The organism is Streptomyces sp. NPDC002851, from assembly GCF_053591935.1.
On the sequence record NZ_JBSFUT010000003.1, the window covers coordinates 64,753 to 77,218 of the forward strand.

Sequence of the window (12,466 nt, forward strand, 5' to 3'; positions counted from 1 at the left end):
TGACGGGGAGGCGGCGACGTGATGACCGATGTGAGGAGCCTTGGTGACGGCGGTGACGGCGGTGACGGCCGTGACAGTGGTGACGGCGGTGACAGCGGTCGCCGCGTGAGCGGCCGTACGAGCTGCTGTGTGGTCGGCGGCGGACCGGCCGGGATGATGCTCGGCCTCCTCCTGGCCCGCGCGGGCATCCGGGTCACCGTCCTGGAGAAGCACCGCGACTTCCTGCGCGACTTCCGCGGCGACACCGTCCACCCGTCGACCCTGCGGCTGCTCGACGAACTCGGCCTCGGCGAGCGGTTCGCGCGGCTGCCCGCGCGCCGCCTGGAACAGATGCGGATGAGGATCGGCGCGACGACGGTCACCATGGCCGATTTCCGCCGCATGCCGGGCCGGATCCGGCACAAATACATCGCGATGGTCCCGCAGTGGGACTTCCTCAACCTCCTTGCCGAAGCCGCGGCCGAGGAACCGACGTTCACGCTGCGGATGGGCACGGCGGTAACGGGCCTGCGCACGGAGTCCGACGGCCGCGTGACCGGAGTGACGTACGAGACCGAGGACGGCACCCGAGGCGAGTTGGCCGCGGACCTCACGGTCGGCTGCGACGGCCGGGACTCGGTGGTCGCCCGCGCGGCCGGGCTGCGCCAGGACCGCTACGAGGTGCCGATGGACGTCTGGCAGGTCCGGGTGCCCGCGCACGACCTGGACACGGAGAAGGAGGGGCGGGTCTTCGCCGTGTTCGGCGCGGGCCAGGTGGCGGTGACCATGGACCGCGGCGACTACTACCAGGCGGCGTACCTGATCAAGAAGGGCACGGACGCGGCCCTTCGCGCCCATGACGTCTCCTGGCTGCGCGACCGCCTGGCCGAACTCTTCGGCTGGGACGCCCGGATGACGTCCGCGATCCGCTCCTGGGCCGACGTCAAGCTCCTCGAGGTGACCATGGGCCGACTGCCCCGCTGGTACGCCGACGGCCTGCTGTGCATCGGCGACGCGGCCCACACCATGTCGCCCGTCGGCGGCGTCGGGGTGAACCTCGCGGTGCAGGACGCGGTGGCGACGGCCCGCATCCTGGCCCCCGCACTGCGCCGGGGCCGCGCCCCGGAGTCGGCCCTCTCCCGAGTCCAGAACCGCCGCACCTTCCCGACGACGCTCACCCAACGCTCCCAACTGACCGAACACGAACTCCTGCTACGCCCCGCCCTGGAGGGCAGCCTCGGCTCCGACTCCCTGCCGCTTCCCTTCCGCTTGCTGCGGGACTGTCCGCCGCTGAGGGGTCTTACGGCGTACGTGGGTGGGGTGGGGGTACGGCCGGAACGGGCACCGGGGTTCGCGAAAATCAGCCCCTCCGGCGTTTGAGGAGCGGGGGGGGGGGCGGCCGGGGCGGACCCAGCGGCTCAGCGCAGCGCAATCGCCCGAACAGTAAACGCTTCCAACTCCTCAGCCGCAGCGTCCAGATCAAGCTCAGGATGCGCAAGCCACTGCGCGATCACCCCATCGATCGCCCCACCAATGGCCAACGCCACCACCGCCGGATCGAACGACCGCAACCGCCCCGCCCGCTGCCCCTCCGCGAGCAACTCGGCAAGCCCTTGCCACCGCCCCGCCGTGTCATGCCCTCCGGGCGCCTTCAGCCGCGTACCCCCGGCGTCGTCGAGAAGCATCTCGGTGATCACGCGCACATGCCGCCGGTTCTCCTGCTGATATCCGACCATCGCGCGCACATACGCGACCACCGCGGCCAGCGGATCATCGGACGCGGCCTCGACCCGCTCCCGCACATGGGCCATGAACCGCTCGATGACATGGTCGAAAGTCGCCCGCGTCAGCCGGTCCTTGGACGAGAAGTGGTACAGGACCGCGGCCTTGGACAGCCCGGCCCGCTCGGCGATGGCGGCGAGGGAGGTCGCGGGGTAACCCCGCGTCGAGATCAGGTCGATGGTGCACTCGATGAGCTGCTCCCGGCGCGCCCGCTCCGTGAACGTAGGCTCCGCGGCGCCTGCCCGGCGGGAAGTCACCGTGCTCCCACCTCTCTTCCTGCCATCTCCTGCCAGGCCCGGTACGCCCCCGGCCCGGCCCCGACCGTACACCGCGCCCTGACCAGCACGGCAACGGGGAGCCGGGGTCCGGGGCGTACCCGACAAGCCTGGGACCAGGGCTAGGGTCAGGGCGAGGGCGAGGGCGAGGGCGAGGGCGAGGGCCAGGGCCAGGGCCAGGGCGAGAGCCAAGGCCAATAAGGTCAGGGCCAGGGCCAGGGTCGGCCCGCCCGAGGCTCAGACGGAGGCAGCCGCCCCCGCCTGCCGCTCCGCCGCATCCAACGTCTGCTCAAGAAGTACGGCGATGGTCATCGGCCCCACCCCACCGGGCACCGGCGTGATCAGGCTCGCCCGCGCCGCGGCCGCCTCGAACTCCACGTCGCCGACATTGCCCGGGTTGGACCCGGCGTCGATCACCACGGCACCCGGCTTGATGTCCTCGCCCCGGATGAACTCCGGCTTCCCCACGGCAGCGACGACGATGTCCGCCTCCCGCACGATCTCGGAAAGCCCGACCGTGCGCGAGTGGCAGTACGTCACCGTCGCGTCCCGGGCGAGCAGCATCATCCCGACCGGCCGGCCGAGGATGGGGCTGCGGCCCACGACCACCGCGCGCTTCCCGGTCGGGTCCACGTCGTACGCGTCGAGCAGCCGCATGATGCCGCCCGGCGTGCAGGAGGCGAAGCCGGGCAGCGCGAAGCCCATGGCCGCGAAGGACCGCATGGTCACGCCGTCCACGTCCTTCTCCGGCGCGATGGCCTCGAACGCGGCCCGCTCGTCGATGTGCGCGCCGACCGGGTGCTGCAGCAGGATGCCGTGCACCTCGGGGTCCCGGGACAGCTCGGTCAGCGTGGCGACGAGCTGCTCCGTGGTCGTCTCGGCGGGCAGCGGCGCGTGCCGGGAGAGGATCCCGGCCTTCGCGCAGCGGTTCCGCTTCATCCGGACGTACGTCACCGACGCCGGGTCCTCGCCGACGAGCACGGTCGCCAGGCAGGGGGTGGTGCCGGTGCGTTCGGTGAGGGCGGCGGCGCGGGCGGCGGTGCGCTCCACGATCCCGCGGGCGACGGCGGCGCCGTCCATCAGTCGGGCGGTGTCGGCGGTGGCCTGGGCGTCGGCGGCGGTCTGGGCGTCGGTGGAGTGGGTGGAGTGTGCGGCGTGAGCCATGGGCTGCTCCTGGGTCGTATCGATACGGATCGCCCAGGCGCGCGGCAGCGACGACGGAACCGACGCGAGAACGCCGCAATCCGTCGGGCCGCTCCCCGGTGGTGCTCCACCTCAACGCCAGTCACGGCCAACTCCAGGGTAGGCCAGCCCTCGCCGTGACGGGCGCGTACCCCGCAACACCCGAGAACGCCTGGGTGCCTCGTAACGCCCGAGAACGATTGGGCGCCCCGTAACGCCGAGAAAGCCTGGTACCCCGTAACGCCGAGAACGCCCGGGTGCCCCGCAACGTGCGAGTACCCCTCAGAGCCCGAGCACCGCCGGGTCCGTGGCCAGGGCCCGGAAGTACTCCTGCGGCGCGGCCACCAGCTTGCGGGCCTCGAGGTCGAGCAGGCCGCCCAGGCCGGAGATCTCCGCGGCGACCGTGCCGTCCGCCTTGCGTATCCACTGCTCGACCCGGAACGTCTTGCCCTCGCCCCACTCGAACGCGCAGGACACCTCCACCTCGTCGCCCGCCCGCAGCTCGCGCCGGTAGCGGATGGTGGTCTCCAGGGCGACGGGCCCGACGCCCTTGCCGATCAGGTTCTGCTGCTGAATCCCGGCCGCCTGAAGGATCGACCAGCGCGCGTGCTCCCCGTACTGGAGATACACGGCCTGATTGAGGTGGCCCTGGATATCGGTCTCATAGCCGCGGACGGTCACGGGCACGGCGAACGGTTCGGTCACGGTCAGGTTCTCCTTCGCAACGTTTCGATGGTGCGGCTTCCGTCTCCAACGGCCGCGTACAGCATGGCAGTACGAGTTGATCAGGGGGCGGGCCCGAGCCGAGGAGTGGCCCATGCGTCAGACCCGGCGCGGTGACGCGAGCAGCAGCCGCGCACCCCCGCGCTCCGTATGCCTGCTGACCTGCCACCCGGCCCGCTCGAGGGCGAGGGCACAGCCGTCGAGCCCCATGTCGGTGTCGGATGCCGCGTCATCGCCGGGCGCCGAGGCACGTTCCGACGCCGGGACGCCGCCCTCGGGCCCGGCGCCGCCGGATATCCACCGCACCCCGACCGCGTCCGGCTGCGGCGTGCCCGCGACGCGATACCCGCCACGGCCCGCACCTGCCCCTGCGCCCGGACCTGCCCCTGCGCCCGCCCCCGCGGGGCGGCAGCCCGCCGCCTCGAGGGCGAGTGCGGCGGCCGGCACGAGGTGGGCGTGCTCCCAGGCGCAGGGGCGGTCGGTGGCGCCTGCGGGGTTCGTCAGGCGCCGCATCTCCAGGAGCCCCTCCCAGGCGCTGTGTACCTCCCGTTCCCGGCCGGGTCCGGGCACCGGATCCGTGCCGTTCCCGGTACGGGCGGCGAACACGCCCGGCGCCGCGTCGCTCGCGGGGGCGGCGGGCGGAGGCGTATCGGCGAGCAGTTCCTCGCGCAGCCGGTGCCCCGCGGGCGTCAGGAAGAAGTCATGCGGCGGCCGTGAGTGGCGGAAGGCAAGCCCTCGCCGCACCAGGGCCGCCAACTGTCCCTCCGGCCCCACGAGCCGCCCCGTCACAGCCTCGGCACCCGCCACGATGCGCCGCTGACCGGCACTCGCTCCCCGCACGGGACCACCTCCTCACCCGTCTTCCCCCGCGACATCCATACTGCCGCGCACCACTGACAACGGCCGGGGACCGCAGGTCACGGCCCCCGCACCAGCCCCACGGGGTACCCGCCCGCGGATCAGACCAGCGGATCAGGTCAGCGGATGGAGGAAGGGACGGGGCAAGGGATGGGGGCAGGCGGATGAGGGCAGGCGGATGAGGGCAAGCGGCTCCGATCAGCCCGAGTGATCCCCGCTGTCGGTCGGAAAGGTCCCCCGTACGTCCCGCAGAAAGGCCGCGTTGTCCGGGGTCCGAAGGAGCCGTTCGAGCAGCGTCTCCAGGGCGGCAGGCCCGCCGCCCCGGGCGTCGAGGGCACGCCGCAACCCGTGCACCGCACGCAACTCGCCCTCTGGAACCAGCAGTTCCGAGCGGCGTGTGCCGGACCGGGCGATGTCGATCGCGGGGAAGACCCGCCGGTCGGCGAGCGAACGGTCGAGCCGCAGCTCCATGTTCCCGGTGCTCTTGAGCTCCTCGAAGAAGTACTCGTCGGCCCGCGACCCGGTGTCGACCAGAGCGGTCGCCAGAATGGTCAGCGATCCGCCCTCCTCGGCGAGCCGCGCGGCCCCGAAAAGCCGCTTCGGACCGATCAGGGCACCGGCGTCGACGCCGCCGGAGAGCGTACGGCCGCCGCTGGCCGCGGCGTTGTTGTGCGCCCGGCACAGGCGGGTCAGCGAGTCGAGCAGCAGCACCACGTCCTGCCCCTGCTCCACGAGCCGCTTGGCGCGCTCGACCGCGAGCTCGGCGAGCGTGATGTGCTCCTTGGCGGGCCGGTCGAAGGTCGAGGCGAGCACCTCGCCGCGCACCGAGCGCCGCATGTCGGTGACTTCCTCGGGCCGTTCGTCGAGCAGCAGGACCATGAGGTGGCACTCGGGGTGATGCGCGGCCACGGCAGCGGCGATCCGCTGTAGCAGCACGGTCTTCCCGGCCTTGGGCGGCGCGACGAGCAACCCACGCTGCCCCTTGCCGACCGGCGCGAACAGGTCGAGGAGCCGGGTGGCCGCCCCGGCCGACGCGTGCTCGAGCCGCAGCCGCTCCCGAGGGTGCAGCGGCGTCAGCTCCCCGAACTTGCGACGCCCCCGCAGTTCCTCGACGGGCCGCCCATTCACGCGCTCGACATCTCCGAGCACACGCGGCTGTGTTCTGCCGCCGGCCTCGCCACCCTCGACGAAGTCCCCCTTACGCAGCCGGTATTGCCGCACGAGCCCGGTCGGAACCTGCACGTCCGACGCGGTGGGAAGGAGCGATCCGGGGTCGCGCAGCAGCCCGCCGCCTTTCGGCGTGAGCTCGAGAACACCGGCGTACGCGACCGAAGGCGCCGGTTCATCGGAATGGGTGGGTCGTTCGAGTGTGGTGGTCATGGTGAGGGTCCTTTCGGATGCGTACGGGCATGCCGGAGCAGGGGGGAAGCGGCACAACCAGCCCTGAGGCGCGGCGAGTTCACGCGCGGCGGCGGGTGGCCGGAGAGACACCGGGCAAGGGCCCGGTATCGAGAAGCACACGGAGTGCTGGGAGAAAAGCGGCGCAGTAGCAAAGGAGAGCAGGCGCGCGCCTTTGAGGGCAGAGCGGAAACGAGAGAGAAGATTCAGCGCCGGTGAGGCCGGACGGCCGGATGATGGGGCGCTCGCACGAGCACGGAGGGAGGTGCCACGGAGGCAGGTACCCGTGCATGCGTGCTATTGGCAGAGTAACACGATGTCCGCGGCCCGGGTCCAGGGCCCAAAGTCCGGGGCCGCCCAGGACCCGGGCGCCGGACAGAGCTCAGCCCCGTCGTTGCCGCAGCTCCGCGCCCCCGAACGCCCCCGCCCCGTCCGCCCGTTGCCACCAGCGCTCGAGCCCCGCCTGGTCAAGGGCCGACCAGTCCGGTGTGCGGGTCACCAGGGCGGCGCCCAGGCGGTGGCCCAGGTCGACCATCGTGCGTCCGGCGGTGGCGCGTTCGGTGCCGTACGCGCGGAGGGCCGCGCCCCAGCGCGGGCTGCTGGTGAGGGCGCGCTCCAGGACCGTCGCGTCTTGGAGGGCCTTGACGGCGCCGCCGCCCGTGTGCGGTCGGGCGACCGTGGCGGCGTCGCCGGTCAGGAGGAGGCGGCCGGAGGCGTAGCGGGGTGCGGTGAAGTCGTACATCGGCTGTACGAAGAGGTCTTCGGGTGCGGTGTGCCGTACCAGGGTGCTCCAGAAGGGCGGGAGCAACTTCTTGGCGACATAGGCGAGATGGGCGTGCAGGGTGCCGGGCGGGAGGCTGGTGGGGGTGTCGGTGGGGAGGTCGATGCCGGGTGGGGGAGCGGTATAGAGGACCCAGTTGATGCGCGGGCCGCCGTCCTTGTCGCGCTCGGCTCCGGGGATGCGGTAGACGATGACGTGGCCGCCGGGGAACACGACGTAGGCGCAGGTTTCGGTGGACCACAGGTCCGCGTCCGGGAGTTGGCGGGCTGGGTAGGCGCCGCGCCAGGCCAGATAGCCCGCGTATCGGGGGCGCACCCCGGGGCAGAGGGGCTCGCGGACGACGGAGCGGTAGCCGTCGGCGCCGATGACCAGGTCGTGGCGGTCGGTTCCGGATGGTGTGTGTACGGCCGCGCCCGCGGGCCCGGCCCCGGGGGAGTCCTCGACGCCGTCGACCGCCGTGCCCGCGCGGAATTCGACGGTCTCCGGGACCCGGCGGCGTAACTCGTGCCAGAGCGGCCCCCAGTTGTACGTCCGGAAGGGGAACGGCAGCTCGCCGATGCGCCGCCCGAGGGGGTCGGGGCACGTGTCGTCGCGTACGTACCAGCGGCGGCGGGTGAGTTGGATCCAGGGCGTGGCCGCGTCGAGGTAGCCCGCCGATTCCAGTTCTGTGTAGCGGGAGTTGTGCACCGCGATGCCGACGCCGCGTTCGGCCAGGTGGCCCGTGGCCCGTTCGTATACGGTGACGTGCCCGGCGCCTGCGCGGTGCGCGGCCAGCGCGGTCGCGCACCCGGCGATGCTGCCGCCGACGACGGCGACGCTGCTGTGCGGGAGAGCGCCGTCCGGCGCCTCGTCGGAGAGCATGCTGAGTGTCCGCTCCTCGGGGTTCTCGGGGTTCTCGGGAGCCTGGGGTCCTAGGGGTCCTCAGGGATTGTCTTCCGGCGGTTTCTGCCTGTGTCGAAGCGCTCTAGGGCGCGCTGGGGACCCGCAGGAGCGCGTTCGGTGAGCCCGGTCCGGGGTCCGTGACCACGCCGTGGCTCGCGCCGCTCCGCAGGGCCTCGGCGACCTGCCTCGGGGTGTCGCCGGGCGATTCACCGAGCCGGAGGGCCGCTGCGCCGGTCACGTGGGCGGCCGCCATGGATGTACCGGACAAGGTGGCGGTCGCGTCGTCGGCGCTGTTCCAGGAGGAGAGGATCTTGCGGCCGGGTGCGAACAGATCGAGGACGGAACCGTAGTTGGCCGAGGACACGCGCGTGTCGCCGTCGTCCGTGGCGCTCGACGTCAGGGCCTCGGAGACCCGCGCGGGCGAGAACTGACCGGCGTCGGTGGCGGAGTTGCCCGCCGGAACGGAGTACGTGACGCCCGCCGCGATGGAGTTCCGTACGGCCTCATCCAGGGCGGCGTTGGCGCGGCCGCCCAGGCTCAGGTTGGCCACGGCGGGGTGGCCGGAGGCGTCGCGGGTGACCCAGTCGATGCCCGCGATCACGTCGGAGGTCGTGCCGCCGCCGCTGTCGCCCAGGACCCGGACGGCCACCACGTGCGCCTTCTTGGCGACCCCGAACCGCTGCCCCGCGATGATGCCCGCGATATGCGTGCCGTGCCCGTTGCCGTCCTGCGCGGTGGTGTCGCCGTCGACGACATCGGTGCCGTTCGCGGCGCGGCCGCCGAACTCCCGGTGCCCGACGCGGACTCCGGTGTCGATGACGTACGCCGTCACGCCCTCGCCCGCCGAGTCGGGATACCGGTACACGCCGTCCAGAGGGAGGTGTTCCTGGTCGATGCGGTCCAGGTTCCAGGTGGGGTCGGTCTGTTCGGCGAGCGCGTGTACCGGGGAGTCGGGGACGACGGAACGTACGGCCGGGTCGGTGGCGAGACGGGACGCCTCGTGTCGCGTGGCCGTCACGGCGTAACCGGTTAAAGCGGTTCCGTAGGTGTGCTCGATCCGCGCTCCGGCCGCCGACACCAGTGATCTGGCCTTCTGCGAGCGGGAGTCGGCGCCGTCCGCGAGCGTGACGATGTACGTCGACTCGGGCTCCGCCGCGGGCTGCGCGGGGGGAGCACCGAGAGCGACGAGTGCTGCCGCCGCCGCGGCCGCGGCGGCCACGAGGGACGTACGCATCCGAACCATGCGAGGGGTCCTCCTCTGCGGTGGTGCGCCGGTGGGGAGTTACGCGGGCGCCCGGTGGGGCGTCGCGCAGCGTGAGTCTTCAGGGCGTGCCGTTACCGCACAAGAGCCCTACGCGCCATGACCGTTGGGCCCACCACTGCCGTTGGCCAGGCCAACGCCAACGCCAACGCCACCGCTCCCGGACACGCCACCGCCCCGCGGCGCCGTAAAGGCACCACGGGGCGGTGGCGGTGGCGGGATACTGCGTCGGCCGCGTCAGGCGGCCTCCGGCGTCAGTGCTTGGCGATCAGCTGCTCGTACGCGGGCAGGGTCAGGAAGTCCGCGTAGTCGGCGTCGAGCGACACCTGGAGCAGCAGGTCGTGGGCCTGCTGCCAGTTGCCGGTCCGGAAGGCCTCCTCGCCGATCTCCTCGCGGATCTTGGCGAGTTCCTCCGCGGCGACCTGGCGGGCCAGGTCGGCGGTGCACGTCTGGCCGTTCTCGAAGACGACACCGGCGTTGATCCACTGCCAGATCTGCGAGCGCGAGATCTCGGCGGTGGCGGCGTCCTCCATGAGGTTGAAGATCGCGACGGCGCCGAGGCCGCGCAGCCACGCCTCGATGTAGCGGGTGCCGACCTGGACGGCGTTGCGCAGGCCGTCGAAGGTGGGCTTGGCGTCGAGCGAGTCGATGGCGATCAGGTCGGCCGCCTTGACGTCGACGTCCTCGCGGAGCCGGTCTTTCTGGTTCGGCTTCTCGCCGAGGACCTTGTCGAACGACTCCATGGCGATCGGCACCAGGTCGGGGTGGGCGACCCAGGAGCCGTCGAAGCCGTCGCCGGCCTCGCGGTCCTTGTCGTTCTTGACCTTCTCGAAGGCGACCTTGTTGACCTCGGCGTCCCGGCGCGACGGGATGAACGCCGCCATGCCGCCGATGGCGTGCGCGCCGCGCTTGTGGCAGGTGCGGACGAGGAGTTCGGTGTACGCCCGCATGAAGGGCGCGGTCATGGTCACCGCGTTGCGGTCCGGCAGGACGAACTTGGCGCCGCCGTCACGGAAGTTCTTGACGATGGAGAACAGGTAGTCCCAGCGGCCCGCGTTCAGGCCGGAGGCGTGGTCGCGGAGCTCGTAGAGGATCTCCTCCATCTCGTACGCGGCCGTGATCGTCTCGATCAGGACGGTGGCGCGCACGGTGCCCTGCGGGATGCCGATGTAGTCCTGGGCGAAGACGAAGATGTCGTTCCAGAGGCGGGCCTCGAGGTACGACTCGGTCTTCGGCAGGTAGAAGTACGGGCCCTTGCCGAGCTCGATCAGGCGCTTGGCGTTGTGGAAGAAGTAGAGCCCGAAGTCGACCAGGGCGCCCGGCACGGGGCGGCCGTCGAACGTCAGGTGGCGCTCTTCCAGGTGCCAGCCGCGCGGGCGCATCACGACGGTGGCGAGCTCGTCGGCGGCCTTGAGGGCGTACGACTTGCCGGACTTCGGGTCGGTGAAGTCGATCTTCCGCTCGTAGGCGTCGATCATGTTGAGCTGACCGAGGACGACGTTCTCCCAGGTCGGGGCGGAGGCGTCCTCGAAGTCGGCGAGCCAGACCTTGGCGCCCGAGTTGAGGGCGTTGATGGTCATCTTGCGGTCGGTGGGACCGGTGATCTCCACGCGGCGGTCGTTCAGGGCGGCGGGGGCCGGGGCGACCTTCCACGAGTCGTCCGCGCGGATGGCGGCGGTTTCGGGCAGGAAGTCAAGGGTTGAAGTGCGGGCGATCTCGGCGCGGCGCTCGGCGCGGCGGGCGAGGAGCTCGTCACGCCGGGGCGTGAACAGGCGGTGCAGCTCGGCCACAAAGGCGAGGGCCGCATCCGTGAGGACCTCTTCCTGCCGGGGCAGGGGCTCGGCGTCGACGATGGCCAGCGGGGACGGCGCTGGTGCGGACATGAGCTGTCACTTCCTTCAGCGGATGAACTATGGGCGGCCCGAAGGGCCTCGTCCGAGGGCGGTGCCGGGCGACGCATGGACCACTGCCAGCGGCACTGAGTGCCACGGGCGGGCAAACGCTCCCTGGCGCCACCGCGAGCACGGGGCGCTTCTGACCAGTGGATAGTAGTTTCCTCATAGTGGAACTTCAATCGTCTGTTGACGTCGAGATTCTCTGGCTCAACAGACCATGGCTCTCAGTGCCATGGCAGTCACACAAGGTTCACCCTGCGGGCGGTTCGAGCCGGAAAAGATCGGCTTCCGTATCAATGTCGTACGCCTCGGCCACATCCGCGCACTCGACCGGCGTGATCTCGGCCGCGTGCGCCTCCAGATACCCCCGTGCGCCACGGTCGCCCGTGGCCGTCGCCGCGATATCCGCCCACCGCTGTGCCCCGAACAGGACGGGATGCCCCCGCTTCCCCTCGTACACCGCCGTGACCAGGCTCGACGACGAGGTGCCCGCGAGCCGGACCCGCCGCACCGCCGCCGCCCCGATCCCCGGCTGATCCACCAGCGATACGAGCGCGGCCCGCGCTCCCGTCCCCGCGAGCGAGTCGAGCCCCACCCGCAGCGAGCTGCCCATTCCGGTCTCCCAGTCCGGGTTCTCGACCACCACACAGCCCTCGAGCCGCGCCCGCGCGCGTACGGTCTCCGCGGCCGCGCCCAGGACCACATGCACCGTGGCGCAGCCCCCCTCGCGCAGCACCCGCACCGCGTGCTCCACCAGCGGTCGCCCCCGGTACGGCAGCAGCGCCTTCGGCCGTCCGCCCAGCCTGCGCCCGCCACCGGCGGCGAGCAGCAACCCGGCCACCGGGCCGCCTTCTTCCGTTTCCGCCTTCGTCATCTCCGTCATGTGCCCTGCTTACCTCGCTCCTCCCGTAGGGGCATGTGCCGTAACGAACCGAGTTCTGTCCGGCGAGTGGCGCAAACCGTACGCTCTGGCGTTTACTGACCCGGTGCCCCGGGCGACTGGCCAACGCACGGAGGGGGCCGCGCGGACGCGTATACGGGGGAACGGAACCATCCGCCGGACCGGCACCAGGACATCGCACAACGAGGTGCGAGGGGGAGAGCAGTGTTGCGAAGTACGGATCAACTACGGCCGGAGGCCGGCGGCGGAGGCGGCGACGGCGTGTCGAGAGTGGGGGAGCTGCGCGCCGCCGTGGCCCGGCTGCGGCGCGAACTGGCCGGACATCCGGCCGAGTTCCCCGACCGGGTCATCGCGGAGGAGGAACTGGCCGCACTGGCCGCGCTCGCCGCGGCACCCGCCGGGCACGGCCCCGACGTACCCCGGCTGCGTCGCTCCCTGCTCCTGATCGTGGGTGCGCTCGGCTCCATGAGCGCCCTGGCCCCGGCTCTTGGCGAACTGCGGCGGGCGGCGGACGCTTTCGGTACGCGTCCCTAGCGGGTCGGCGTCGCC

General features: G+C 72.0%; 11 protein-coding genes and 1 riboswitch. Of the genes, 2 read left to right on the forward strand and 9 right to left on the reverse strand.

Features of this window, described 5'->3' with window-relative positions; translation table 11 throughout:
* Positions 1-21 precede the first annotated feature (21 nt).
* Positions 22-1,359 carry an FAD-dependent oxidoreductase gene (locus ACWD10_RS03805; RefSeq protein ID WP_451086637.1) on the forward strand — a complete coding sequence of 446 codons (1,338 nt, stop codon included), beginning with the start codon at positions 22-24 and terminating at the stop codon, positions 1,357-1,359.
* Between the two features lie 38 nt (positions 1,360-1,397).
* On the opposite strand, the gene ACWD10_RS03810 is transcribed toward ACWD10_RS03805, so the two are convergent.
* The 9 genes from ACWD10_RS03810 to ACWD10_RS03850 all read right to left on the reverse strand — a co-directional run bounded on the left by ACWD10_RS03810 (position 1,398) and on the right by ACWD10_RS03850 (position 11,899).
* Complete coding sequence (locus tag ACWD10_RS03810) at positions 1,398-2,018, reverse strand: TetR/AcrR family transcriptional regulator (protein WP_451086639.1); 621 nt, start codon at positions 2,016-2,018, stop codon at positions 1,398-1,400.
* Positions 2,019-2,273: 255 nt separating this feature from the next.
* The gene (locus ACWD10_RS03815) at positions 2,274-3,116 is read right to left on the reverse strand and encodes a bifunctional 5,10-methylenetetrahydrofolate dehydrogenase/5,10-methenyltetrahydrofolate cyclohydrolase (RefSeq protein WP_451087195.1); all 843 of its coding nucleotides are present in this window, start codon (positions 3,114-3,116) and stop codon (positions 2,274-2,276) included.
* Between the two features lie 108 nt (positions 3,117-3,224).
* Positions 3,225-3,335, reverse strand: a riboswitch (ZMP/ZTP riboswitch).
* A gap of 165 nt (positions 3,336-3,500) precedes the next feature.
* Entirely contained in the window at positions 3,501-3,923 is a 423-nt protein-coding gene (locus ACWD10_RS03820) for an acyl-CoA thioesterase (protein WP_451086641.1), read from the reverse strand.
* A gap of 117 nt (positions 3,924-4,040) precedes the next feature.
* A complete protein-coding gene (locus ACWD10_RS03825) occupies positions 4,041-4,781 on the reverse strand; it encodes a hypothetical protein (RefSeq protein ID WP_451086643.1) in 741 nt (246 codons plus the stop codon).
* A 216-nt stretch (positions 4,782-4,997) separates the two neighbouring features.
* Complete coding sequence (rho, locus tag ACWD10_RS03830) at positions 4,998-6,179, reverse strand: transcription termination factor Rho (RefSeq protein ID WP_451086645.1); 1,182 nt, start codon at positions 6,177-6,179, stop codon at positions 4,998-5,000.
* A gap of 400 nt (positions 6,180-6,579) precedes the next feature.
* Positions 6,580-7,839 carry an FAD-dependent monooxygenase gene (locus tag ACWD10_RS03835; protein WP_451086647.1) on the reverse strand — a complete coding sequence of 420 codons (1,260 nt, stop codon included), beginning with the start codon at positions 7,837-7,839 and terminating at the stop codon, positions 6,580-6,582.
* A gap of 103 nt (positions 7,840-7,942) precedes the next feature.
* Positions 7,943-9,103, reverse strand: a complete 1,161-nt coding sequence (locus tag ACWD10_RS03840; RefSeq protein WP_451086649.1) for a S8 family peptidase — start codon at positions 9,101-9,103, stop codon at positions 7,943-7,945.
* Between the two features lie 272 nt (positions 9,104-9,375).
* Positions 9,376-11,004, reverse strand: a complete 1,629-nt coding sequence (gene aceB / locus ACWD10_RS03845; RefSeq protein ID WP_451086651.1) for a malate synthase A — start codon at positions 11,002-11,004, stop codon at positions 9,376-9,378.
* A gap of 262 nt (positions 11,005-11,266) precedes the next feature.
* A complete protein-coding gene (locus ACWD10_RS03850; RefSeq protein WP_451086653.1) occupies positions 11,267-11,899 on the reverse strand; it encodes a nucleotidyltransferase family protein in 633 nt (210 codons plus the stop codon).
* Between the two features lie 279 nt (positions 11,900-12,178).
* On the opposite strand from ACWD10_RS03850, the gene ACWD10_RS03855 reads away from it, so the two are divergent.
* The gene (locus ACWD10_RS03855) at positions 12,179-12,451 is read left to right on the forward strand and encodes a DUF5955 family protein (RefSeq protein ID WP_451086655.1); all 273 of its coding nucleotides are present in this window, start codon (positions 12,179-12,181) and stop codon (positions 12,449-12,451) included.
* The last annotated feature ends 15 nt before the right edge of the window (positions 12,452-12,466 follow it).